General features: G+C 71.8%; 21 protein-coding genes. 14 read left to right on the forward strand and 7 right to left on the reverse strand.

The annotated features are described in order from the left end of the window. Positions 1 to 27: 27 nt before the first annotated feature. From E1292_RS06705 to E1292_RS06715, 3 genes are all read right to left on the reverse strand, one after another. A complete protein-coding gene (locus E1292_RS06705) occupies positions 28 to 852 on the reverse strand; it encodes an NmrA family NAD(P)-binding protein (RefSeq protein WP_132593074.1) in 825 nt (274 codons plus the stop codon). Between the two features lie 282 nt (positions 853 to 1,134). Beyond that, positions 1,135 to 1,773 carry a maleylpyruvate isomerase N-terminal domain-containing protein gene (locus E1292_RS06710; RefSeq protein ID WP_132593076.1) on the reverse strand — a complete coding sequence of 213 codons (639 nt, stop codon included), beginning with the start codon at positions 1,771 to 1,773 and terminating at the stop codon, positions 1,135 to 1,137. A 211-nt stretch (positions 1,774 to 1,984) separates the two neighbouring features. Beyond that, on the reverse strand, positions 1,985 to 2,713 hold the full coding sequence (locus E1292_RS06715; RefSeq protein ID WP_132593078.1) for a nucleotidyltransferase domain-containing protein: 729 nt from the start codon (positions 2,711 to 2,713) through the stop codon (positions 1,985 to 1,987). 10 nt (positions 2,714 to 2,723) lie between these two features. Here E1292_RS06715 and E1292_RS06720 point away from each other — a divergent pair, with 10 nt between their 5' ends. After that, positions 2,724 to 3,491: an SDR family oxidoreductase gene (locus tag E1292_RS06720; RefSeq protein ID WP_220446698.1), complete on the forward strand. Its 768-nt coding sequence runs from the start codon at positions 2,724 to 2,726 to the stop codon at positions 3,489 to 3,491. Between the two features lie 243 nt (positions 3,492 to 3,734). Next, positions 3,735 to 4,550 (forward strand): SDR family NAD(P)-dependent oxidoreductase, encoded by an 816-nt coding sequence (locus E1292_RS06725; RefSeq protein WP_132593080.1) that lies wholly within the window; start codon positions 3,735 to 3,737, stop codon positions 4,548 to 4,550. Positions 4,551 to 4,629: 79 nt separating this feature from the next. Here E1292_RS06725 and E1292_RS06730 read toward each other — a convergent pair whose 3' ends face one another. After that, on the reverse strand, positions 4,630 to 5,583 hold the full coding sequence (locus tag E1292_RS06730) for a Gfo/Idh/MocA family protein (protein ID WP_132593082.1): 954 nt from the start codon (positions 5,581 to 5,583) through the stop codon (positions 4,630 to 4,632). Next, positions 5,562 to 6,722 (reverse strand): Gfo/Idh/MocA family protein, encoded by a 1,161-nt coding sequence (locus E1292_RS06735; RefSeq protein ID WP_220446699.1) that lies wholly within the window; start codon positions 6,720 to 6,722, stop codon positions 5,562 to 5,564. Before E1292_RS06735 ends, E1292_RS06730 begins: the two co-directional genes overlap by 22 nt. Positions 6,723 to 6,863: 141 nt before the next feature. Here E1292_RS06735 and E1292_RS06740 point away from each other — a divergent pair, with 141 nt between their 5' ends. Genes E1292_RS06740 through mftF form a run of 5 tightly spaced genes read left to right on the forward strand, consistent with a single transcriptional unit; the run spans position 6,864 to position 12,534 of the window. Further along, on the forward strand, positions 6,864 to 8,204 hold the full coding sequence (locus tag E1292_RS06740) for an MATE family efflux transporter (protein WP_132593084.1): 1,341 nt from the start codon (positions 6,864 to 6,866) through the stop codon (positions 8,202 to 8,204). 17 nt (positions 8,205 to 8,221) lie between these two features. Beyond that, positions 8,222 to 9,247 (forward strand): hypothetical protein, encoded by a 1,026-nt coding sequence (locus E1292_RS06745; RefSeq protein ID WP_132593086.1) that lies wholly within the window; start codon positions 8,222 to 8,224, stop codon positions 9,245 to 9,247. Next, complete coding sequence (locus E1292_RS06750; protein ID WP_132593088.1) at positions 9,234 to 9,803, forward strand: hypothetical protein; 570 nt, start codon at positions 9,234 to 9,236, stop codon at positions 9,801 to 9,803. Before E1292_RS06745 ends, E1292_RS06750 begins: the two co-directional genes overlap by 14 nt. Further along, positions 9,800 to 11,158 (forward strand): condensation domain-containing protein, encoded by a 1,359-nt coding sequence (locus E1292_RS06755; RefSeq protein WP_132593090.1) that lies wholly within the window; start codon positions 9,800 to 9,802, stop codon positions 11,156 to 11,158. The genes E1292_RS06750 and E1292_RS06755 overlap by 4 nt, the downstream gene beginning before the upstream one ends. Beyond that, positions 11,155 to 12,534: a mycofactocin biosynthesis glycosyltransferase MftF gene (mftF, locus tag E1292_RS06760; RefSeq protein ID WP_165974422.1), complete on the forward strand. Its 1,380-nt coding sequence runs from the start codon at positions 11,155 to 11,157 to the stop codon at positions 12,532 to 12,534. Before E1292_RS06755 ends, mftF begins: the two co-directional genes overlap by 4 nt. On the opposite strand, the gene E1292_RS06765 is transcribed toward mftF, so the two are convergent. Then, positions 12,506 to 13,174 (reverse strand): helix-turn-helix transcriptional regulator, encoded by a 669-nt coding sequence (locus E1292_RS06765; protein ID WP_132593094.1) that lies wholly within the window; start codon positions 13,172 to 13,174, stop codon positions 12,506 to 12,508. The genes mftF and E1292_RS06765 overlap by 29 nt on opposite strands. After that, positions 13,113 to 13,979, reverse strand: coding sequence for an inositol monophosphatase family protein (locus E1292_RS06770; RefSeq protein ID WP_132593096.1), 867 nt, complete (start codon positions 13,977 to 13,979; stop codon positions 13,113 to 13,115). Before E1292_RS06770 ends, E1292_RS06765 begins: the two co-directional genes overlap by 62 nt. A 140-nt stretch (positions 13,980 to 14,119) precedes the next feature. Here E1292_RS06770 and E1292_RS06775 point away from each other — a divergent pair, with 140 nt between their 5' ends. The 7 genes from E1292_RS06775 to E1292_RS06805 all read left to right on the forward strand — a co-directional run bounded on the left by E1292_RS06775 (position 14,120) and on the right by E1292_RS06805 (position 22,509). Continuing rightward, positions 14,120 to 15,427 (forward strand): aspartate aminotransferase family protein, encoded by a 1,308-nt coding sequence (locus E1292_RS06775; protein ID WP_165974423.1) that lies wholly within the window; start codon positions 14,120 to 14,122, stop codon positions 15,425 to 15,427. Beyond that, entirely contained in the window at positions 15,424 to 16,413 is a 990-nt protein-coding gene (locus tag E1292_RS06780) for a Gfo/Idh/MocA family protein (protein ID WP_132593101.1), read from the forward strand. Before E1292_RS06775 ends, E1292_RS06780 begins: the two co-directional genes overlap by 4 nt. Positions 16,414 to 16,416: 3 nt before the next feature. Continuing rightward, positions 16,417 to 17,484, forward strand: coding sequence for a polysaccharide deacetylase family protein (locus E1292_RS06785; RefSeq protein ID WP_132593103.1), 1,068 nt, complete (start codon positions 16,417 to 16,419; stop codon positions 17,482 to 17,484). A gap of 47 nt (positions 17,485 to 17,531) precedes the next feature. Beyond that, a complete protein-coding gene (locus tag E1292_RS06790) occupies positions 17,532 to 18,533 on the forward strand; it encodes a hypothetical protein (protein WP_132593105.1) in 1,002 nt (333 codons plus the stop codon). Continuing rightward, positions 18,526 to 19,089, forward strand: a complete 564-nt coding sequence (locus E1292_RS06795; protein WP_132593107.1) for a hypothetical protein — start codon at positions 18,526 to 18,528, stop codon at positions 19,087 to 19,089. Before E1292_RS06790 ends, E1292_RS06795 begins: the two co-directional genes overlap by 8 nt. Positions 19,090 to 19,186: 97 nt before the next feature. Beyond that, on the forward strand, positions 19,187 to 20,944 hold the full coding sequence (locus E1292_RS06800) for a fatty acyl-AMP ligase (protein ID WP_132593109.1): 1,758 nt from the start codon (positions 19,187 to 19,189) through the stop codon (positions 20,942 to 20,944). After that, entirely contained in the window at positions 20,941 to 22,509 is a 1,569-nt protein-coding gene (locus E1292_RS06805) for an acyl-CoA dehydrogenase family protein (protein WP_132593111.1), read from the forward strand. Before E1292_RS06800 ends, E1292_RS06805 begins: the two co-directional genes overlap by 4 nt. Positions 22,510 to 22,531: the final 22 nt, after the last annotated feature.

The raw sequence follows: 22,531 nt of genomic DNA on the forward strand, positions 1-22,531 counted from the left end.
ACGAAAGTAGTAACCGCCGATCGTCGATCAGGCGCGGAAGGCGTCGGCGTTCTCCGAGGCCCACTGGGCGAAGCCGCGCGCCTTCTTGCCGGTGACCTCACGCACGGTCGGCACCACCGTGTAGCCGACCTCGGGGGTGTTGCCCAGCGCGTCGACCAGGAACTCGATGGTCTGCTCGCCCATGCCGTCGGCGGCCCACTTCGCCCTGGCCTCCTCGACCGTCAGCTCCACGAACTCGATGTCCTTGCCGATGGCGGACCCCAGGATCGCCACCTTCTCCTTGATGGTGATCGCCTCGGGTCCTGTCAGCGTGTACGCCTTACCGCCGTGTCCCCCCTCGACCAGTACCTTCGCGGCCACGGCGGCGATGTCGCGCTCGTGCACCAGCGCGCTCAGCCGGTCGCCGAACGGCTCCTTGATGACGCCTTCCGCCCTGATCGAGTGGGCCCACCACTGCAGCGTGTTGGACATGAACTCGACCGGGTGGAGCAGCGTCCACTCCAGGTCGGACGCGGCGAGCGCCTGCTCCAGGGCGCCGTCCTCGCGCCCGCCGAGCACCGTGGCCCGCCGCACGCCCGCCTTGACGGCCAGGGCGACGAGCTCGGCGCCGTCGGGGAGGGCAGCGTAGTCGTCGCCCGCGAAGTTGATGAAGTGCACCCCGGTGACGCCGTCGAAGACGCCGTGCAGGGAGCGGGGATCGGCGAGGTCTCCGGCGACGACCTCGACGCCCTCGGGGAGGGAGGCCTTGGCGGGGTTCCTGGTGAGGGCCCGGACCCGCTGGCCGGCTTCGAGGAGCTCCTCGACGACGTGACGGCCGACGGTCCCGGTGGCCCCGGTGACGAGCATGGTCATGGCGAACCCCTCTGCGGTCTGGAACGGAATGTTCTGCTCTCATAGTAGCAGAACGGAATAATTCATTCCAATAGGAGGAGAGATGTCAGGGCAGCGCGCTGCCGGGCCGCGAAACGGGTCACGGCCCTGCGCATGATCACGTCATGGCGGCGCCCCCGGTCCCAGAGCACGTCCTGGCCGGAAGGCGCTCGGTGGCGAGCTGGTTCGGAAGGGGCTCGTGCCGGGTTGGTTCGGAAGGGGCTCGTGCCGAGCTGAGTCGGAAGGGGCTCGTTCCTGGCTGGGTCAGAAGGCGCTTATCGTCGCCGGCGCGCGCTCGGCCCGGCTCAGGGTGCGGATGACCGCGGTGGCTCCGTGGCGGTGCACGGCCAGCCGGGCCAGCAGCGCCACGACGGGCTCGTTGACGGCCGGCGGCAGCGCGGGGGTGTCCACGCCCACGCTGGCCGCCAGGTCGTCGGAGTGCACGACCAGCTCCATCAGCCGGGTGAGCAGGAAGTCGTCCAGCCGGAGGCACCAGCCGGCCCAGGGCAGCATGACCACCCGGTCGGCCGGCTCCGCGGGCAGCGCGGCGCTCAGCCGGTCGAGCAGCGCCTGCGTCCTCTCCGCCAGCGCCGCGGGGCCGTCCGCCGCGACCGCCTCGCCACCGCGCCTGATGCTCACGTTGCTCTCGTGGTCGAGCCCGGCCTGCACCCACGGCGAGCGCGAATAGTGGTCGATGAGGTCGATGGGCTCCTGGACCTCGCCGTCGCCGGGGAGCACGTCGCCGACCCTGACGAGCTGGTGAGCCAGGTGTCCGGCCAGTCCCGAGACGCTGAACTCCGTCAGGGCGCTCGGCTTGTCCCACGACGCGCCCACGGCGGGATGGCGCAGGAGCGAGACCGCCGACGTCGCGGCCACCAGATAGGACTGCCGGATCTCCCCCATTTGCCGCCCTTTCCCCGGATTCAGGTGGTACGCGCCAACACTATCCGTTCTCACACGGGCTGCCGGATGCGGGAAGCCGCCTCCCGGCCAGGCCCTCCGAGCGGACCACCGGGCTGATCAACGAGGCCCGGCCAGGCTCACGCAGGGCGCGGGTCGGGGGGACCTGGCCGGCAAGCTGAGGCGGCCCGCCTCGCGCGCCCGGAGGCGGCCCTCATGCCAGGGCCTTCCTGATGGCCGACCTGACGAACGCCCGCGCCAGCCGCGCCCTCCTGAACCGGCTCAGCACCGGAGGCGGGGTGCCGTACCTGCGGGCGCGGACGTCTGCCACCACGTTCTCCGGCGCGCCCAGCCCGGCCAGCACGTCGAGGGCCTCGCGCTTGCTGATGAGGCGGCCCTCCCGCAGGGTGACCGTGGCCCTGGCGACCGTCAGCACACCCAGGTCCACCCAGACGTCCTGCAGCCAGCGCCGCCGCCCCTGGGCCTTGACCAGCCAGAAGTCCCGCAGGTCGGACCGGACGAACGTCTCCAGTTGCTCGTCCGACACCGGCGGCAGCACCTCGCCGGGCGGCGGGCCGTACAACTGCCGGGGCGCGGTGTGCAGCTCGCGCCGCGTGACGGCGGTGACGGGGCGGCGGAATATGCGCTCGTGCGCCCACGTCACATGCTCGGCGGAGAGATCGTCCAGCTCCTGACGGGGCATGTAGGAGCAGTGCAGCAGGCCGGCGAGGGGCTGGTCGAGCGACCGGTGGACGGCCTTGATGCGCCGCCACTGCTCCATCGTCACGGGCGAGTCGAGCACCGCGATCAGGTCGAGGTCGCTGCGGCCCGGCCGGTAGTCGCCGGCTCCCAGCGAACCGTGCGCCCAGAGCGCGACCAGAGGGACCGCCGGTTCGATCCTGTCGAGAAAATCCTTCAGCAGGCGTTCGGTCGCTGCGTGCATGATGGCAACTATGATCGATCCACGGCGTACAGGGAAGGTCGCGCTGATCACAGGCGTGGGCCGCACCGCCGGCATCGGGGCGGGGATCGCCCGGCGGCTGGCGGCATCGGGCTGGGACATCGCCTTCTCCCACTGGTCGCCCTACGACGAGCGCATGGCGTGGGGCGTCGAGCCTGGAGCGACCGACGCCATCGCCGCGGCCCTCGCGGACGGCGGCGCGGCCTCGGTGGCGATCGAGGCGGATCTCTCCGACGTGGCCACCCCCGCCAGAATCTTCGACCAGGCGGAGCAGGCGCTGGGCAACGTCACCGCGCTGGTGATGTGTCACTGCGAGTCGGTCGCCTCGGGCCTGCTCGACACCACCGTGGAGAGCTTCGACCGGCACTTCGCGGTCAACGCGCGGGCCACCTGGCTGCTGATCCGCGAATACGGGAGGCGCTTCCGCGGCACGCATGGAACCGGCCGGATCATCGCCCTCACCAGCGATCACACCGTCGGCAACCTGCCCTACGGCGCGAGCAAGGGCGCACTCGACCGCATCACGCTGGCGGCCGCCCACGAGCTGGAACACCTCGGCGTCAGCGCCAACGTGGTCAACCCAGGACCCGTGGACACCGGGTGGATGCCGGACGAGGTCCGCGAGCAGTGCATCCGCCAGACGCCGCTCAACCGTCTCGGCACGCCGCAGGACACCGCGGACCTCGTCGACTTCCTCTGTTCGCCGCAGGGCCAGTGGATCAACGGCCAGTTGCTCATGAGCAACGGCGGGTTCGGTTGAGTGGAGCAACGGGCGGTTCGCTGGTGAGCGACGGCGGGTTCGTTGAGTGGAGCAACGGGCGGTTCGCTGGTGAGCGGCGGCGGATTCGGTTGAGTGGAGCAACGGGCGGTTCGCTGGTGAGCGACGGCGGATTCGGTTGATGAGCATCGCCCGAAGCCGGCGGTTCCTTGCAGGGGCTGAGCCGGTGCGTACCGCAGGAAAAGCCTTGGCGTCCGTCCGGCCGCCGCAGGCATGATGGCAACTATGATCGATCCACGCCTCGCAGGAAAGGTCGCGCTGATCACCGGGGCCAATCACGGCATAGGCGCCGCCACCGCGGTCGCGCTGGCCGCCGAAGGTGTCGCGGTCTTCCTCACGTACAAACGGCTCGCCGCGCTGAACGATCCGGCCTATCCACCCGCGTACGACCAGGCCCGCGGCTCCGACGCCGGCGAGGTGCTGGGGCGCATCCGCGCGGCGGGCGGCACCGCGGAGGCCGCCGAGGCCGACCTGGCCGACCCGGAGACCCCGAAGGCCCTGTTCGACCAGGTGGAGAAGACGTTCGGCCCGGTGGAGATCCTGGTCAACAACGCGAGCGGCTGGCTGAGTGACACCTTCACCCCCGCGAGCCGTGACGGCGTCGGGCGTCCGCTGCGGCCGGTGGACGCCGGGACGCACGAGCGGCAGTTCGCGGTCGACGTGCGGGCTCCGGCACTGCTGATCGCGGAGTTCGCGCGGCGCCACGTCGAACGCGGCGCGACCTGGGGCCGCATCATCGGTCTCACCTCCGGCGGCCCCGACGGCTTCCCCACCGAGGTCTCCTACGGCGCGGCGAAGGCGGCCCAGGGCAACTACACCATGTCGGCCGCGCACGAGCTGGGCGCGTACGGCATCACGGCCAACATGGTCTATCCGCCCGTGACCGACACCGGCTGGGTCAACGCGGAGGTGGAGAGGCTGGTCGCGGAGAGCGGCGTGTTGCGGGAGGTCGCGCAGCCGGAGGACGTCGCCGAGGTCATCACCTTCCTGGTCTCCCACCAGGGCAGGAGGGTCACCGGGCAGACCATCAGGATGTTCTGAGCGGCGTCACGTCAGAGCGGGCATGCTCGTTAGTCGCGGCGTCCGTCCATCCGGTCTTCGCGGGGTCGGGCGTGGCTCTCTAGCGCAGGTTCTCCGCGACGCTCACCCAGCGCAGGGTTTCGGAGAGGGGAATGCGAAGGTCCGCGGCTCCCCTGACCGCCGCGGTGAAGTGTTCCACCTGCGTGCGGAACTGGTTGGCCGCCGCGGGGGTCCACCTCCGGTGGCCGTGGGCGGTGGTGAGGCGGATGGTGCCCGCCCCGGACGCCAGGAAGGGGAGCTCCAGTTCGAGGACGCCGGCCGTGCCCACCAGCAGGAGCCGTTCGGCGAACGTGCCGGTGAACCCCCAGGACGCCGTGCCCGTCGCACCTGAGGCGAAGCGCAGCCACGCCGAACCCGCGACGTCCGGATGGCCGGTGAACGTGCCGCGGGCCTGCGCCACGTCACCGAGCAGCCACATCAGAGCGTGAACGCAGTAGCAGCCGAGATCCCAGAACGCTCCGCCGCCCAGCTCGGCGGAGAGGCGGAAGTCGTCCGGCCTCGCGAGCGGAACGGAGAAGTGCGCGTGCGCGGTGGTGATCTCGCCGATGTCGGCGAGGACCGCGGTGAAGGCAGGTGTGTCGTACTGGGGGTGGAAGCGGTACATGAATCCCTCCATCACCACCGGCCGGCCTGGGCCGGCGGCGGCGGCGATCTCCTTCACCTCGGCCGACGATCTCGCCATCGGCTTCTCGCACAACACGTGCTTGCCGGCCTCCAGCGCTCGCACGGTCCACTCGGCGTGCAGGGAGTTGGGCAGCGCCACGTAGATCGCGTCGACGGTGGGATCTGACAGGACCTCGTCATAGGAGCCGTACGCCCGGGCGCCGGGATGGCCTTCGGCCATCTCCGCGGCCCTGCCGAGATCGCGGGCGCCGACGGCGGCGAGGCGTGCCACGGGGGACGCCGCCACCGCCGGCAGGAAGTCCGAGCGGGCGATGCGGGCCGCCCCCAGCACGCCCCAGCCGAGCGCCGTCATGCCGGAAGAGCGGCCCACGGCATGGGCGTCACGGGCTCGAACGTGGACTCGATCTTGGTGGTGCCGCACTCCGTCATCGCCAGGATGATCTCCAGGACATGCAGGGCCTGCCGGGCTGACACGCGGGCCGCGCGGCGCTCGATGACGGCGTCGGCCACCTCGGCCACCCCCCGCGCGAAGTCCATGTCGTGCAGGTCCTGCTCGGGCGACTTCTTGTAGCGGTGGCGGTAGTCGGCCGGCCGGACCAAGGGGAAGGGGACCGGTGGCTCAAGGTAGTGATCGCTCGACTCCCGCTGCTCGTCGGGCACCAGCGTCTGCAAGGTGACGCCGGCGCCGTAGTCCCAGCATTCGGCGACGCGCAGCACGCCGTCGTCGCCGACGATCCGCAGCGCACGATCCTCGGGGGCCAGCGTGGAGCAGGTCAGCCTGGCGATCGCTCCCGAGGTGAAGCGCAGGGTCGCGGTCGTGAAGTCGGGCGCGAAGTCCGAGCCGGTCACGCCGGGCACCTTGCCGGGGACCACCAGCGCCGAGAACGACGTGACCTCCGTGGCCGGGCCGAAGAAGGCGGTCAGCCAGTTCAGGTAGTACGCCGCGTGTTCCAGGGCGGGGCCCACGCGGAACTCGTCCAGGTAGGGCCACGGCGCGCCGGACTCGCTGGTCCAGGTCCAGTACGGCATCTGGTGGATGGCGCCGTCGTCGAGTTCGGCGTAGACCAGCCTGGGCCGCCCCACGACACCGTCGCGAAGGGCGCGCCACACCGTCTGCGCCGTCTCCCCGAGCAGGGAGCAGGGGCCGGCGCCGAGGGTCAGGCCACGCGACTCGGCCAGCTCCACGAGCTCGCGCGCCTCCGCGACGGAAAGGGCGAGAGGCTTTTCCGAATAGACGTGCCGGCCCGCCTCGAGAGCCGACCTGGTCACGTCGGCATGGCTTCGGGGATTCGTGAGATTGACTACGATGCGAACGGATTCGTCGGCCAGCAGGTCGGCCATGGACGCGAAAGCTGGAATGCCGTGGTGGCGGCTGAAATCCGCGGCCCGAACAGCATTCCTGTCATAGACGCCGACTGCTTTGAGCTGCGGGTGGTTGGGGATTGTGCTCGCATAGTAGTCGGCGACATATCCACACCCCACTAATGCGACGCCCATTGCATGCTGCATGTCCGGCACCTTAGCCCGTTCCCTGTTCCGGTAATAGGACCCTGAACGGGTATAGCCGTTCAGGGAGCTGGTCGCCCTTCTCCGCCATGGCTATGGTTGCCGAAATGCCGAGCCTTTTGCATTCGCCCGGAAGGGGAAATCGTGGCGCAGGTCGTTCGTCCACCTGAGTCCGTGCCGTGGGCGGGTCGCCTGGAGATCGCCCGCCTGGCTTTTCCCATCCTGTACGGCGAGGTCGTGGGGGTGATCACGCCGCTCGTCATCGTGGCCATCATGAGCCGCGTGGACGAGGAAGCGCTTTACCTCAGATCGCTCTACGTGCCGCTCGCGCTTCTCTTCATCGCCTTGCAGATGGGTTTGGACATCAGCAACCAGGTCGCCGCCGCGCTGAGTCGCGGCCGGGGACGACCGCAGGACGTGCTGCCCACGGCGGCGAGCATGGTCGTTGTGGGAGGGGCGGTGTGGGGGGCCGTCGCTCTCGCCGTCATCGCGGGCGCACCCTGGATCGCCTCGTTGCTCGAAGTACCGCCCGGTTCCACGGCGGACTTCGTGTCCTTCGTCCGTTGGATCTGCTGTGCCAACCTGTTGTGGTTACCGGTGTCCTTGTGCACGTCCAGTCTCAGGGGGTACGGCCACGTGCGCAGCGCGGCAGGCGTGGTCCTGCTGGGCGCGGGTGTGGAGATCGCCACGGCAGCCGTCCTCGGGTTCGGCACCGGCCTCGGCATGTACGCCCTGCCGATCGCCATGGCCGCCGGCGGCGTCGCCGCGCTGTCCTATGCCGTCCTCGCGTTGGTCAGGACCGAAGTATGGCGATCGAGGGAAGCGCTCAACTGGCGCCCGGAGGCGGTCACCCACCTGGCCTCTGTCGGCGGACCGATCACGATCTCGTTCGTGGTGATCGCGGCGAGCAATTTCGGCCTGATGTGGGTGGTGGCGCCGTTCGGCCCCGATGTCGTTTCCGGGTTCTCGGCGGCCGCGGCCCTGGAGACGCTCATCCTGGTACCGTCCACCGCCATCGGCTCCGCGACGGCGATCACGATGAACCGGTTGCGCGGAGCTGGTCGGCCTGACCTGGTGATGTCGGCCATGAAGGCGGGCCTGGGGCTGGCGTGGCTGACCTACTCGGTGCTGGCTCTCGCGGTATGGCTGCCCCGCGCTCCGCTGGCCTCGCTGATCGCCGGGGCGCCCGACGTCGCCGCGCAGACCGAGCTCTTCCTCGGTATCGTCGGACTCACGTACGGGTGCATGGGGATCACGGTCACCGCCATCGTGGTCATCGAGCAGATCGGCGGCGGGTTCCTCGCGCTCCTGCTGAACATCCCGTATTTCCTGGGTACCGTCGCCGTCGGAGCCCTGTTCGCCCGAGCGGTCGGCGTCCAGGGCCTTTACTGGACGCTCGCCCTGCTGAACGCCACAGGCGTGCTGACCGCGCCACTGCTCGCGAGCAGGTTCGTCCGCCGCCGGTTCTCCGGAGGGCCACGGTGAACATCAGCGTCGCGATCATGCATCATCCCGCTCGCGCCCACCTGGTGGGCGCGCTGGTCAGGGCCTGCCTGCCGCTGGTCGCCAGGGTGGTGACCGATCCCGACCCGTCGGGCATCCGCAGCCCTCTGCGCACGGCCAAGCGCGCGTGGGCCGCCGTGGGGGAGGGCGCCACCCATCACCTGGTCATCCAGGACGACGCGCTGCTCTGCGCGGATTTCGCCGCGCAGGTCATGGCCGCCGTCGCGGCCAGGCCGCGGCACGTCGTGGCCCTCTACTCCGACTGGAACAGCCCGCAGAACTCCTATCTCGTACGCCGGGCCGCCGCGGCCGGCGCCGCGTGGGCTCCGCTCTCCCGCACCGACTGGGCGCCCGCGGTCGCCCTCCTGATGCCCGCCGATCGGGCCCGTGAGCTGGCCCGCTATCTCGCGCCCATTCCCGACGAGGTGATCGACGACGATGAGATGATCGCCCGGTTCTGCCGTGAGTGGCGGCTGCCGATGCTGGCCGCCGTCCCTCACCTCGTGGAGAAGGGGAACGTCGAATCCCTCACCGCGCACGAGGACCTGTATCACGCGACCGTGTTCGCCGGCAGGAACCCGCCGCCGACGGTTCACTGGGCGAGGGATTCCGCACAGGACGCCGCGCTGGCGGCCGGATTCGAGCGGGCGGATCCCTGGGAGCACATGGTCGAGCTCCGCGGCTCGCGATGCTACCTCCGCTTCACCCGCCCTCGTACGAAGGAACCGGCAGGACACGAATACGGCTGGTACTGGCACGACTGGGCGCCGCTGATCGGCATCGATCCGCGCGTGGTCCCGGGACAGGGCGTGCGGGCCGAGGTCTGGGCGGCGGGATACATGCTCGGGGCGGACACCCTGGAGATCGACCGCGCCGACTGGCTCCGGCCGGCTCTGAACACCTGGGTGGAGTCAGGCCTGCGGCCGGCCGACCGTTCGCGGTTCGGCCCTGAAGGTCGCGCCGAGCTGACGGAGGCGTGCCTGGAGGGCTTCTCGGTCAGGAGGGCCGCCGATGTCGCCGTCTGAGGACCTGCGGTCGGTGGCGGCCAGGATGGCTCGCAGGGAGGCGCGGCTCAACCGTCTCATCGCCCCCGACCAGCCACCCGGCGACATCCGCCCGCCCGCTCCCGACGTGGTGATGCGGGTGGTGCCGTGCCCCGTCTGCGGTGCCGCGGGCGCCGATCCGCCGTTCGACCACTGGAGCGTGACCGGCGAGGAGACCGGTCTGCCCACCCTTGCCGTGCTCGGTTGCGAATGGCTGGCTCCACGGGCGGTGCTGCCCATGGCCGTCGCGATCGAGCAGGGGACAGGGCCGCTCGCGTACCGGACGCGGGCCGTGGCGCGGCTGGAAGGCCTGGACCTGTGGGCCGTCGACCGGAGCGAGACCTGGGCGGACGCCCTCGTGGACGGGCACGACGCCCCGGGCGACGTCGGCGAGGCGACGTTGCCGGCGGTGACGAGGGCGCAAGGCCGCGATCTCCTGCCGATGTTCACCGGCCCGCACGCGCCGGACCGCGAGACGAACCTCAACGACATGTACCTGGAAGTCCGGCTGACCGCCATGGGTGAGGAAGGGATATGAACGATCTGACCTGGCACAAGGTCCCCTTCACCGGGACCCGCGCGCGAACAGGGCCGGCCACGTGGGGCCAGCGGCAGGTGTGGCGTGACATACGCCAGATGCCGGGCGGCACGCCGTACAACGTCGCCTGCCCGCTGGCCGTCGCCGACGGGATCGGCCTGGACGACGTGCTGGAGCTGACGGCCGGGTTGGTGGGGCGGCACGAGTCCCTGCGCACCGTCTTCACCGACGAGGGCGGCGGGCTCGTGCAGCGGGTGCTCGCCTCCGGCGAGGTCCTGGTCGGCGTCCTGGACGATCCGGAAGCGGACCACGAGCAGGTGGACGCGCTGGCGGCGCGGCTCCGTGGCGCGGACTTCGACCACGCCGCCGACGCGCCCTTCCGCGCGGCCGTCGCGGCGCGCGACGGCGTGCCGTACGCGGTCGTCGTGTGCGTCACCCATCTGGCGGCGGATCTGCTGAGCACCCGGCTGCTCGCCGCGGAGCTGGAGCGCATGCTCCGGTGCCGTGCGGAGGGTGCCCCGTTGCCGGAACCCGCGCCGGCGGCCCAGCCGCTCGACGTGGCGGCCGCGGAGCAGTCCGCCTCGGGGCGGCGGATGGAGTCGGCCGCTCTGGCTCATGTCCGCTCCACGCTGAGCGCCTTCCCGCGCGCAAACTTCCCGCGGCCGGCCGGGCCGGCTCAGACGCCTCGCTACCGGCAGGGCGGCCTGGGCTCGTACAGGGCCGCCGCCGCGCTGGACACGCTGGCCGGCCGCTACCGCGTCGGCAGTTCGACCGTGGCGCTGGCCGCCGCGGCCGCGCTGCTCGGCGCAGTCACCGGCCGTGACGAGGTGGGCCTGCTGCTCGTGACGGGCAACCGGATCCCGGCCGAGTTGCGGCATGCCGTGGGCACCCTCACGCAGGACGTCCCGGCACTGATCGAGGTGACCGGCCCGGCGTTCTCCGACGTGATCCGGGCGACCTGGAAGTCGTCCGTCCGTGCCTACCGACACGGCAGGTTTGATCCTGACAAGGCCTGGGACATCATCGACGACATCGGTGAGGAGAAGGGCGGGCATCCGGAGCTGCGCTGCTTCTTCAACGACTTCAGGACGAACTCCACACCGGCGATCGTGCCCGACGCCCGGGTCGCTTCCGAATTCCGCTGGGCGGACGGCACCGACGAGGACGGCATCACCTTCTTCCTGGAGGTCGGGGACACGCCGGGGCATCCCGGCGCGGTCCTGCTGTCGTTGTGCGCCGACACGGCGTATATGCCTCCCGACGCCATAGAGAGGTACCTGTGGCGCTTCGAACGGTTGCTGGTCGACCAGCTTTCCCGGGATGTGCAGGTGGCGCGGCTCGGGGAGTACGTGTGATCCCGCGGCTGGACCCCGGCACACGCGTCCTGGCGCAGGGCCGCGTCCTGGTGGGCGGCCGTCCCCGCCGGGTGCTGTGCCTCGACCGGGCCCAAGCCGGCGAGGTCACTCGCTGGCGGGCCGGGCGGCCGGTCTCCGGCGCGCATCGCGCACTCGCCCGCCTGCTGGTGGAGGCCGGGCTGCTGCGTCCGGAGCCCGGAGCGGGTGGGCCCCGGGACGCGGAGGTGACGGCCGTCGTTCCCGTGCACGGACGGGTGCGGGAGCTGGCCGCGTGTCTCGCCGGGCTGCGCGGCCTCGCGGTGATCGTGGTGGACGACGGCTCGCCTGACGGGGAGGCGGTGTCGAAGGTCGTCTCCGATGCCGGGGCCAGCTATGTGCGCAGGGAGACGCGAGGCGGCCCGGCCGCCGCCAGGAACACCGGGCTGGCCGCCGTGACCACGCCCTACGTGGCGTTCGTGGACTCCGACTGCGTCCTGCAACCGGGCTGGCTGGACCGCCTGCTGCCGCATTTCGCCGACGAGGAGGTGGCGGCGGTCGCCCCGCGCGTCGTGTCGTACGACGCCGGCCGCGGATGGTTGTCGCGTTACGAGGCCGCCCGCTCCGCGCTCGACATGGGGGACACCGCTTCGGTGGTGAGGCCCGACGGGCTGGTGCCGTACGTGCCGACGGCGGCGCTCGTGGTCCGGCGGGCGGCGGCGGGCGCCGGCTTCGACGAGCGGCTTCCCCTGGGCGAGGACGTCGACTTCGTCTGGCGGCTGGCCGCCTCGGGGCGGCAGGTCCGATACGAGCCCGGAGCGAAGGTCGCCCACCGCCACAGGGTCCGGCTGGGCGCCTGGCTGGCCCGCCGCGTCGAGTACGGCACCGCCGTGGCGGCGCTGGACCGCAGGCACCCCGGCGCCATCCCGGCGCTCGACGCGTCCGCGTGGGGCGTCCTGGCCTGGGCCGCCGCGGTGTGCGCGCCCGGCGGGGCGGCCGCCCGCGCGGGCCTGGCGGCCGCCTGCGTGGCCGCCCATGCCGCCGACCTGGCCGGGGAACTGCCCGGCGAGCCCGCGCGGGCGGCCGCGCTGGCCGCCGCCGACACGCTGACGGCGGGCCGCCTGGCGGGAGCGTCGGTATCGCAGGTGTGGTGGCCGCTGGCGCTGCCCGCCGCGATCGCCGTTCCCCGGCTGCGCCTCCCGCTCGTCGCCGCGCTGGTGCTGCCCGCGCTGGCCGAGTGGGCAGAGCGCCGCCCGCCGCTCGACCCGGTCAGGTACGTCGCCGCGCACGTGCTGGACGACGTCGTGGGCGCGGTCGGAGTGTGGAAGGGGATGCTGCGCGAGCGTACGTTCCGGCCGTTGTTGCCGCGCCTCAGGCGTACTCGATCAGGCGGGCCTTGATCGCCGTGACGACCGCCGCGGTCCTGTTGGGCGAGTCCAGCTTCAGCAACACGCTGGCCACCAGCCGCTTCGCGCCGTGCTCCGAGATCGACAGGCGGCGCGCGATCTGCCTGTTGCTGAGACCGTCGGCGAGCAGGGACAGTGTCACGCTCTCCCGCGCGGTGAGGCTGACCGGCGGACGGCGCTGTGGCGCGTCCGCCGCGGAAGGCGGGCCCGACGCGCGCGTGAGCAGCTCCCGCGCCAGCCGGTCGGGAATCACCAGCTCGCCCGCGACCACCCGGTGAAGGGCGTCGCGCAGATGATTCGCCGTGATCTCCTCCTGGATGAGGTAACCGTCGAATTGCGATGAGAGGGCGAACTCCGGGCCGGCCACCTGGGCCTCGTCGAGCAGGAGAATGGTCTTGACGTCTTCTTCGCGCGTGCCGGGCAGCGCTTCCGTGGTGATCAGGACATCGCAGGCGTCGCCGTCGACCGTGAGGTTCACCATGGGGACCTGCCGCAGAACGGTCTCCAGACCTCGATGAAGCAACTCGCTGCCGACGAGAATCGCGACGCTGATCTGTGCGGTTTCTGTGCCTTCAGGAAAGGTCGGCGTCATGACTGGCATCAAATACGGTCGTCGTTGGGCAAGGCCAGGCATTTGACAGGTTCCGGACAGCGAGCTCCGCGAATTCCGCGAGGCGGTGCGACAAACGGCTTCCGTGCGCGGCGAAAAGCGGACCCCAGGCCACGAAACCGGACCGGCGCTGCGTTCCCGGCTCTCCCGGCACTCCCGCGAAACCCCCTCCCGCCGCGCTGACCAGTGACCGCCCGGCGGCCACGTCCCAGACGAACACATCCGCGTTCACGGCCAGGTCGGCCCGGCCCGCGGCCACGTAGGCGAGTGCCAGCGCCGAGGACCCGATCCTGCGCACGTCCGCCGTCTCCACCAGCTCCGCGTGCAACCGGGCCTCGGCAGGGTCCCGGACGCCCGGCGTCGGGATGTCGGTCAGGACGACGGGCAGCGGATCGGGCTCCGCGGCGCGCGGGGGCGCCGGCCGGCCGTCGATGCGGAGAACGCCGCCCGCCGCGGTGAACAGCTCGCCGCGCGTCGGCTCGTACACGGCTCCGCCGACCGGCTCGCCGCGCACCGACACCCCGATCGACACCGCGTACAGCCCGAGGCCGCGCGCGAAGTTGTGCGTGCCGTCGATGGGATCGACGTACCACTCGACCTCGCCCGCTCCGCTGGCGCCCGTCTCCTCACCGACGATCACGCTGTCGGGGCAGGACGCCGCCAGCATCGTCCGGATCAGCGACTCGGCCTGCCCGTCCGCCTCCGTCACCACGTCATGCCGGCCGCTCTTGGCCCGCGTCGCGACGCCGGGGCCGTAGCGGGTGACGAGGAGCGAGCCGGCCTCGACGGCGGCCGCGGCGGCCAGAGCGACCAACCCGACATGATCCATCTCCTCACCCTAGGCAGATGAGGGGTCCCCGGCACCGGGTCGTTCGGGTATGCCCTCTCGCCCGGCCGATCGCCGCTTATGTCCCCTCCGGCCAGTCGGCACGCTGGAGCACACACACGTGGAAGGGCCTGGAGATGGCAATGGGACTGACGTCCGAGCGCGGCAGGTCGGAAGCTCACTGGGCCGCCGAGCAGCGGGTCATCGGGCCCGGCCTGCAAGCCGTGATGTTGTGGTCGAAGCTCTGCGTCGAGCATGCGGAAGGCGCCATGCTCACGGACGCCGACGGTCACGAGATCGTGGACTTCCAGGGCGCCGGCGGCGTCAACTCGATCGGACACTCCCACCCCCGGTACGTCGCGGCGCTGGCCGCCCAGCTCACCGGCACCCCTGCGGGCGCGTTCGGCTCGCCCGCCCGGCTCGACATGGTGAACGCCCTGCGCCGCGTGCTCAGCGCGCCCCTCGACCGCATCCAGCTCTACAGCGGCGGCACAGAAGCCGTGGAGGCGGCCCTGAGACTGGCCAAGTCGGTCACCGGGAAACACGAGTTCCTGTCCTTCTGGGGCGGCTTCCACGGCAAGACGATGGGCAGCCTGGCCCTCACGTCAGGAGCCAGGGCCGGGCTGGGCCCGCTGCCCGCCGGCTCCTTCAGCGCGCCGTACGCCAACTGCTACCGCTGCCCGCTGAAGCTCAAGAGCCCCTCCTGCGGATTCGCGTGCGTGGACCTGGCGCGCGACGTCATCAAACGCGAATCGACGGGGGCGTTCGCCGCCATCGTGGTCGAGCCGGTGCAGGGCCGCTCGGGCAACGTCGTCCCGCCCGACGGTTATCTCGCGGCGCTCAAGGAGGTGGCCGAGGAGTTCGACGCCCTGCTCATCGCCGACGAGATGATGACCGGCTTCGGCCGTACCGGAGCGCCGATGGCCTACCAGCACGACGACGTCACCCCGGACATCGTGACGGTGGGGAAGGGAATGGGCGGGGGGTACCCGGTCACCGGGGTGATCTCCACCGCCGTCCACATGTCCGCCGCGCCCTTCTCCGACCCGAGCGCCAGCTCCTCCAGCTTCGGCGCGTTCCCCATGGCCTGCCGGGCGGTCGCCGCCACCACGGACGTGCTCGTCGATGAGGACCTCGCGGAACACGCGCGCAAGATCGGCGCCGAGCTGCTGGAACTGCTGCGCCCGCTGGCCGACGAGGCGCCGCTGGTGGGGGACGTGCGCGGGCTGGGCCTGGCCATCGGCATCGAGCTCGTGGCCGACAAGGCCACGAAGGAGCCCGTGTCCGGCCAGGTGCTACGTGAGACGTTCCTCGCGCTGCTGAGGGCGGGGGTCCTGGTCATGACGGGCGGCAACACCTTGCGGCTCTATCCGCCGCTCAACGTCGACGCCGACCTCGCCCGCGAGGCCGCCGGCGTGATCCGCGAGACCCTGACAGGAGGTTCCCGATGAAGGTGGCGATCGCGGGTTTCGGCGTCGCCGGCGCGGCCCGGCTGTCGGCCTACCACCGCCTGGCGGGCGTGGACGTGGTCGCGGTCGTCGACCCGTCGCAGGACAGACGCGAGACAGCCAGGCAGGCCGGCGTCCGCGCGTACCCCACGCTCGCCGAGCTGAGCGCCGAACACGCGCCCGACGTCGTGGACGTGTGCGCGCCCCCGGGACACCACCGCGACCTGACCCTGGCGGCGCTGGCATCCGGCAGCCACGTGATCTGCGAGAAGCCCGTCGCCTTCCGCACCGCCGACGCGCTCGACCTGGCCGAGGCGTCGAGGCGGGCCGGGCGCCTGCTCTACCCGGCGCACAACTACCTGTTCTCGCCGATGATGCGGCTGCTGGAAGAGTGCGCGGCCGGCGCCGGGACACCGCGAACGTTGTCCTTCCGCATCGAGCGGCAGACCCACGCCAGGGGCAACGACGCCTACCGGCCGGACTGGCGGCGTGACTTGGAGATCGCCGGCGGGGGCATCCTGCTGGACCACGGCTCGCACTGCGTCTACATGGCCGCCCGCCTCTTCGGGGAACGGCCCGCCAAGGTCTCCGCCGTGGCCCGCTGGCAGACCGAAGGCCTCGACGAGGCCATCGACGTGCGGCTGCACTTCCCCTCCGGCACCGCCGACATCGAGCTGAGCTGGGTCGGCGACCGGCGTACGAACCGCTACACCCTGGCGGGCCCCACCTCCTCGGTGGCCATCACCGACGGCACCGCCGTGCTGACCGGGCCCGGCGGTGACGAGGAACGATCCCTGGAGTCGCCGACCCAGAGCTCCACCCACGAGGATTGGTTCGCGGACCTCTTCGCCGACTTCACCGCCCGGCTGGCGAGGCCCGCTTCGTGGGCGGAGCCCCTCCACGACATCGCCTCGACCGCCGAGGCCATCGAGGCGGCGTACACGTCGGCCCGGCGGGACGGCCAGCCCGTCCCGCTCCGGCAGGGCTGACCGATGTGGTACGCGGGCGTCGGATGGGAGAAGGACGCGTACGAGCTGGCCGTCCTCGACCAGGCGGGAACCGCCGTCGTGCCCCCGCTCCGTCTCGAGACCGTGGGGGTAAGGGACGTCGTGGCCCGCCTCGTCCGGCTGGCCGGCCGCGAACCGCTGATGTGCGTCATCGACGGCACGAACGGAGTCGTCGACGGTCATCTGATGGCCGCGGGACTCGACGTCTACCGTGCTGACGGCGACGTCGCGCCGCCGCGGCGGGCGTTCGGGTCGCCGGACGCGGTCGTCCTGGCGGAGCTGGGCCGTACCAGCGGGTCACGATTGACCAGGATCGCCCTCGACTCGGGCACGCTCACCGGGCTCGACCAGCGGATCGAGGAGGACCTGGACTCGGCCGCGCTCGTCGAGGCCGAGCAGGTCGCCTCGGGCCGGTGCGTGCCGCACGGCCGCCGCGTACACCCGAGGGTGGCGCTCACCTTCGACGACGGCCCCGACCCCGACCACACGCCGCGCCTGCTCGATCTGTTACGCCACTACCACGTGCCCGCCACCTTCTTCTGCCTCGGGTTGCACGCCGCGGCCCATCCCCGCCTGGTGGCGCGGGTCGCGGAGGAGGGCCACAGCGTGGGCAACCACACGTGGTCGCATCCCTACCTGCCCGACCTCACCAGGCAGGAGGTCCTCGCCCAGGTGGACAGGACGGCCGAGGTGCTGGCCGGGATCACCGGGCAGGTCCCGACGTTGTTCCGGCCGCCTTTCGGCGGCCGGAACGCCGACGTGCTCGGGTGGCTGGCCCAGCACGGGCAGACCACCGTGCTCTGGGACGTCGAGGCCGCTGACTGGGCGCTTCCCGGCGCTTCGGCGATCGCCCACCAGGTGATCCGCGACACGGATTTCGGATCCGTCGTGCTCCTGCACGACGGCGGCGGTGACCGTTCGCAGACGATCGAGGCGCTCCCGCTGATCCTGGAGACCCTCATGGTGAGCGGGTGCAGATTCGTGCCCGTCGAGGACCTGATCGACGTCGACGACCAGAAAGAGCGCGTGGCACCTTCATGGACATCCGCATAAGCGTCGCGATCATGCATCATCCGCGTCGAGCCGATCAGGTTCCCTCGTTGCTCGCATCGTGCGCCCCGCTCGCCGCGCAGGTGATCGTGGATCCGGATCCCTCGGGAACTCCCAGCCCGCTGCGTACGGCCAAGCGCGCCTGGGCGGCCGTGCCCGGCGAGGCCACCCACCATCTCGTCCTGCAGGACGACGTACGGCTGAGCGCCGGATTCGCCGCCCACCTGGCCGATGCCGTCCACGCGCGGCCGCGGCACGCCGTCGCCCTCTACTCCAACTGGAACAGCCCGCAGAACTCGTACCTCGTCAGGCGGGCCGCGGCGGCCGGCTCCGCGTGGGCGCAGCTGTCGCAGGAGGAGTGGATCCCGACCCAAGGGCTCGTGCTCCCCGCCGAGCGGGCCAGGGAACTGGCCGCGTACCTGGCTCCCATCAGCGACGACATCCGCGACGACGACGAGATGGTCGCGCTCTTCTGCGCCGAGCGCGGGCTGCCCGTGGTCGCCGCGGTGCCGCACCTGGTCGACCACGAGGACACGCCCAGCCTCGCCGGGCATCCCGGTTCCTTCCACGCGACCGTCCACGCGGGCGGCCGGCGTCTCGACCCCGGCCACTGGCACACGTGCGACGACCGGGAGCGCGGCAGCTTCGCGGTCGAGCTCATCGACTCCCGGTGCTTCCTGCGGCTGTTCCGCGAGGGCGAGCCCGTGGAGCATCCCTTCGGCTGGTACTGGGCGGACTGGTCCGCGCTGATCGGCCTGGATCCCCGGCGGATCCTCGCCACCCTGCCGCGCCGGGACGTGCCCGCGTACGCGCGGGAGTTGTGGGCCGCGGCCTACATCCTCGGGGCGGACGCGGGTGAACGCGCGGGCCCCGGCGCGGACTGGATCCTCCACCGGGCGATCGCCTCGTGGGTCGCCTCGGGACTCAGCGCCGCCGACCGCGCACGCCTGGACGAGAGCTCGTCCGCGGCCCTGACCGAGCTCGGCGTCGAGGCCGTCGAGATCGGTCGCGCGGCGGCCCGGCCGAGGCTGGAGGAGCTCGTCCGTGCGTGAGGCAGCCACCATCACCGAGCGAATGGCCCGGCGTGAGGCACGGGCGCTGCTGCTCGTCCCGCCCTCGATCCCCGCGCCGCCAGGGGTGCTCGACCCCCAGGTCACCCTGCGTTCCGTCACCTGCCCCTGGTGCGGTGCCCGGCCCGAGCCGCCGGGCGCGCAGCCGGGTGAGCCGCCGGTCGTCCGGCGTCGCGTTCGGCCCGAGCCGCCGGACGACCGGCCGGTCGTGACGATCCTGGCCTGCGAGACGCTCGCCAACCGGGCCCTGCTCCCGGTGCTCGCCACCGCGCCCGGACACTACCTGTCGCGAGGGGTGTTCGTGGCCAGGCGCCCGTCGGCCGGGAACGTGAGCGAGTTGCTGACCGCCCTGGACGCGGCCGAGAGCTGGGCGGACCCGGGGAGGCGCGCCCCGAGCGGCCTCGACGCGGTGGTGCCGGCCTCGACCCGTATGGCGAACGAGGTGCCCTCGCACTTCCTCTCGCCCCACGCCGAACTCGACGACCTGAACACGCTCTACGCGCGGGTCCGGTACGCGGCCGTCCGGGCGGGGTTGTGAAGCCGATCAGGCATAGCCCTTGGGCCGCCCGAATGCGGCTGTCGCCTCCGAGAACCGGACGAAATCATCCCATCATGTTCCCATCAGGGAGGGTTGCATGCCTGACCACGACACCTTGACGGCACTCCTGCGGGACTGGGCCGTCGTCCGCGGCGATCAGGAAGCGGTCGTTTTCGCGACAGACCCGACAGACGCCGCCGGCGACCAGTGCCTGACCTACGCCGAGCTGGATCGCACCGCGCGCCGCGTGGCCGCGCTGCTCCAGCTGCACGCCGACCTGGGCGATCGGGTCCTGCTGCTCAACGAGCCGGGCCTCGGCTTCGTCGCCGCCTTCTTCGGCTGCGTCTACGCGGGCATGATCGCGGTTCCGGCGCCGCCGCCCGGCGGTCACCGCAGCCACCAGGCCCGCCTGGCGGGCATCGCGAGAGACGCCGGCGTCAAAGTGGCGTTGTCCGAGCGAACAGGGCTGGACGCCGTCCAGGAGTGGGCCGACGACGCCGGCCTGAAGACGATGACCTGCCTGGCCGTCGACGGAGCGCTTCCCCCGGCCGAGCAGTGGGCCGGCCCGGGGACGACCACCTCGGAGACCCTCGTCTTCCTGCAGTACACGTCCGGTTCCACCGGAGACCCCAAGGGGGTCGTGGTCGACCACGGCAACATCCGGGAGCACACCGAAGTGTTCCGCCGCATGACCCGCGCCACCTCACGGACGCGTTTCGGCGGCTGGCTGCCGACCTTCCACGACTTCGGGCTGATCGGCCTGCTGCTGTTCCCCCTGTCCCTGGGCGCCACGACGGTGCTGATGTCCCCTCTCGCCTTCGTCAAGCGGCCGTACGCCTGGCTGCGGCTGCTCGACCGGCGCCGTGTCAACTTCACCGGCGGTCCGAACTTCGCCTTCGATCTCTGCGTGCGAGCGGTCACCGAGGCGCAGGCGGCCGGGCTCGACCTGTCCTCGGTGACCCACGTGCTGAACGGATCCGAGCCGATCCGCGCCGAGACCCAGCAGGCGTTCATCGAGCGCTTCGCACCTCATGGGCTCGACCCTGCGGCCATGCTCCCGGCGTACGGACTGGCCGAGGCGACCCTGGCGGTGACCTGCACTGACCCTCAGCGCGGCATGGTGGCCACCCACGTGGACGCCCTCCAGCTCGCCCTCGGCCTCTTCGTGCCCGCCCGCCCGGCGGCGAGCACCGAGGAGCACACCCGGCTCCTGGTCTCCAGCGGGCCGGCCCGCGACGAGGTCGTCGTCGTGGACCCCGTGAAGGGCGAGATCCTGCCGGACGGGCAGATCGGCGAGATCTGGGTACGCGGTCCCCAGGTGACGCGCGGCTACTGGAACCGTCCGGACGCGACGAAAGCCGTCTTCGGAACGACCGGCGACCAGGGCGGCGACTACCTGCGTACCGGCGACCTGGGGACGATCCACGAGGGCCAGTTCTACGTGACAGGCCGTATCAAGGAAGTGCTGATCGTCCACGGGCAGAACCTGTACCCGCAGGATCTGGAGGCCACGGTGCGCGCGGCCCACCCGGCGCTCGCCCGCGGCGTCGGCGCGGCATTCACGGTTCCCACTCCTGACGAGCAGATCGTCATCGTGCAGGAGTGCCGCGCGCACGCCCTGGAGGACATGACACCGTCCGGCCTCGCCGCGCAGATCCGCAGTGCCATCCGGCGTGACTTCGGCGTGGCGGTCGGCGGTGTGGTCCTGGTCCGGCCGTCCCAGGTCCGGCGGACCACCAGCGGGAAGATCCAGCGCGGGCTGACGCGCGACCTGTTCACCAAGGACGAGCTCAGGGCCCTGCACGAGGAGCTCACGCCCGCCGTGCGCTCGCGCTACCGGGGCAGCGCGACATGACCACGGCCGCAGACATGGACCGCGTGCTCGGCGACCCGGCAGATCTCCGCGGCCTGTTCTCCCACGCGCGCCTCGCCGAGCTGGACCGGGCCGAGGAGTTCCCGGCGGACCACTGCCGCGAGCTGGACCGGTTCGGCCTGCCGGCGCACTACGTGCCCGCCCGATTCGGCGGTGACCTGCACTCCTACCCGGAACTGCTCGAACTGATCAGGGCCGTCGCGCGCCGGGACCTCACGGTTGCCGTGGCGCACGCCAAGACGTTCCTCGGATCGATCTGTGTGTGGCTGGCAGGGGACGACGACCAGGCGGGGTGGCTGGCGCGCGAGGTCCGCGCCGGGACCCCCGTCTCCTGGGCGCTCACCGAGCGTGGTCACGGCAGCGACCTGCTGGCCGGCGAGGTCACCGCCTACGACGGGCGGCTGACCGGCGAGAAGTGGCTGATCAACAACGCCACCCGCAGCAGCCTGCTCACCGTCCTCGCCCGCACGTCCCCCGCGGGCGGGCCCAGGGGATTCAGCGTCGTGCTGGCGGACAAGCGGACCCTGCCCGAGGGCAGCTACCGCCATCTGCCCAAGGTGCCGACACACGGCATCAGGGGGGCCGACATAAGTGGCATCGAGTTCCGCGACGCGCCCTCGACCCTGGTGGGCGAGCCCGGCGGCGGGCTGGAACTCGTGCTCAAGGCGCTCCAGCTCACCCGCACCTTCTGCGCCGGGCTGTCGCTGGGCGCGGCCGACCAGGCGCTGCGCCAGGCGACCGCGTTCACGCGGGACAGGCACCTGTACGGCAGGCGGCTGATCGACATGCCCCACGTGCGCAGGACGCTTGGTGAGGCGCACGCGGCCAGGATCGTCGGTGAGGCCGTCACCACGGTCGCGGCCCGATCCATCCACACCCTGCCCGGCGAGATGGCCGTCGTCTCGGCCGTGACCAAGGCGTTCGTCCCGGCCAGGATCGACGAACTGATCGGCGCGTGCGGGACGCTGCTGGGCGCCCGCGCGTTCCTCACCGAGGTCCTCGATCACGGCGCCTTCCAGAAGCTCGACCGTGACCACCGCGTGGTGGCGATCTTCGACGGCAGCTCGTTCGTCAACCAGAACGCGTTGATCAACCACTTCCCAGCGCTGGTAGGCGGCTACCGGAAGGGGACGGTGGACGAGCAGGGCCTGCGCCGCACGCTCGACACGTCCCTTCCGCTGCCGGCGGCGGACCCGGACCAGCTCACCCTGTCCTCCAGGAACGGCTCCAGCCTCGTGCAGCACCTGCGGGCCGGCGACCTGCCCGAGCTCCCGGGCGCGGCCGAGCTGCGGCAGGCGTGCGAGGAGGTGCACGGGCAACTGGCCGGGATCGCGCCGGCGGCCCGCGACGTCAGCCCCGAGGCGTTCGCGCTGGCCCAGCGGTACGAGCTCTGCTTCGCCGGAGCGGCCGTGCTCGGACTTCACCTGGTCAACGGCGGCGACGAGAGCCGGGCCACGGCCGCGCTCGCCTACGTCCTGGCCAGGCTCACCGGGCGGCCGGCAGGCCCTGCCTACGACCGGCTCGCCGAGGAGGCTGTCGATGCCTGAAGCACTGGAACACCTGCTCGGG

The organism is Nonomuraea deserti (assembly GCF_004348685.1).
Lineage (GTDB): Bacteria > Actinomycetota > Actinomycetes > Streptosporangiales > Streptosporangiaceae > Nonomuraea > Nonomuraea deserti.

Coding starts and splice junctions, on each gene's coding strand:
- E1292_RS06710 (WP_132593076.1), bottom strand. CDS start 1,773: ATGGGGGAGATCCGGCAGTCCTATCTGGTGGCCGCGACGTCGGCGGTC.
- E1292_RS06725 (WP_132593080.1), top strand. CDS start 3,735: ATGATCGATCCACGCCTCGCAGGAAAGGTCGCGCTGATCACCGGGGCC.
- E1292_RS06785 (WP_132593103.1), top strand. CDS start 16,417: ATGTGGTACGCGGGCGTCGGATGGGAGAAGGACGCGTACGAGCTGGCC.
- E1292_RS06775 (WP_165974423.1), top strand. CDS start 14,120: ATGGGACTGACGTCCGAGCGCGGCAGGTCGGAAGCTCACTGGGCCGCC.
- E1292_RS06745 (WP_132593086.1), top strand. CDS start 8,222: ATGCATCATCCCGCTCGCGCCCACCTGGTGGGCGCGCTGGTCAGGGCC.
- E1292_RS06715 (WP_132593078.1), bottom strand. CDS start 2,713: ATGCACGCAGCGACCGAACGCCTGCTGAAGGATTTTCTCGACAGGATC.
- E1292_RS06735 (WP_220446699.1), bottom strand. CDS start 6,722: ATGCAGCATGCAATGGGCGTCGCATTAGTGGGGTGTGGATATGTCGCC.
- E1292_RS06750 (WP_132593088.1), top strand. CDS start 9,234: ATGTCGCCGTCTGAGGACCTGCGGTCGGTGGCGGCCAGGATGGCTCGC.
- E1292_RS06780 (WP_132593101.1), top strand. CDS start 15,424: ATGAAGGTGGCGATCGCGGGTTTCGGCGTCGCCGGCGCGGCCCGGCTG.
- E1292_RS06800 (WP_132593109.1), top strand. CDS start 19,187: ATGCCTGACCACGACACCTTGACGGCACTCCTGCGGGACTGGGCCGTC.
- E1292_RS06720 (WP_220446698.1), top strand. CDS start 2,724: ATGATCGATCCACGGCGTACAGGGAAGGTCGCGCTGATCACAGGCGTG.
- E1292_RS06770 (WP_132593096.1), bottom strand. CDS start 13,979: ATGGATCATGTCGGGTTGGTCGCTCTGGCCGCCGCGGCCGCCGTCGAG.
- E1292_RS06755 (WP_132593090.1), top strand. CDS start 9,800: ATGAACGATCTGACCTGGCACAAGGTCCCCTTCACCGGGACCCGCGCG.
- E1292_RS06765 (WP_132593094.1), bottom strand. CDS start 13,174: ATGCCTGGCCTTGCCCAACGACGACCGTATTTGATGCCAGTCATGACG.
- E1292_RS06805 (WP_132593111.1), top strand. CDS start 20,941: ATGACCACGGCCGCAGACATGGACCGCGTGCTCGGCGACCCGGCAGAT.
- E1292_RS06705 (WP_132593074.1), bottom strand. CDS start 852: ATGACCATGCTCGTCACCGGGGCCACCGGGACCGTCGGCCGTCACGTC.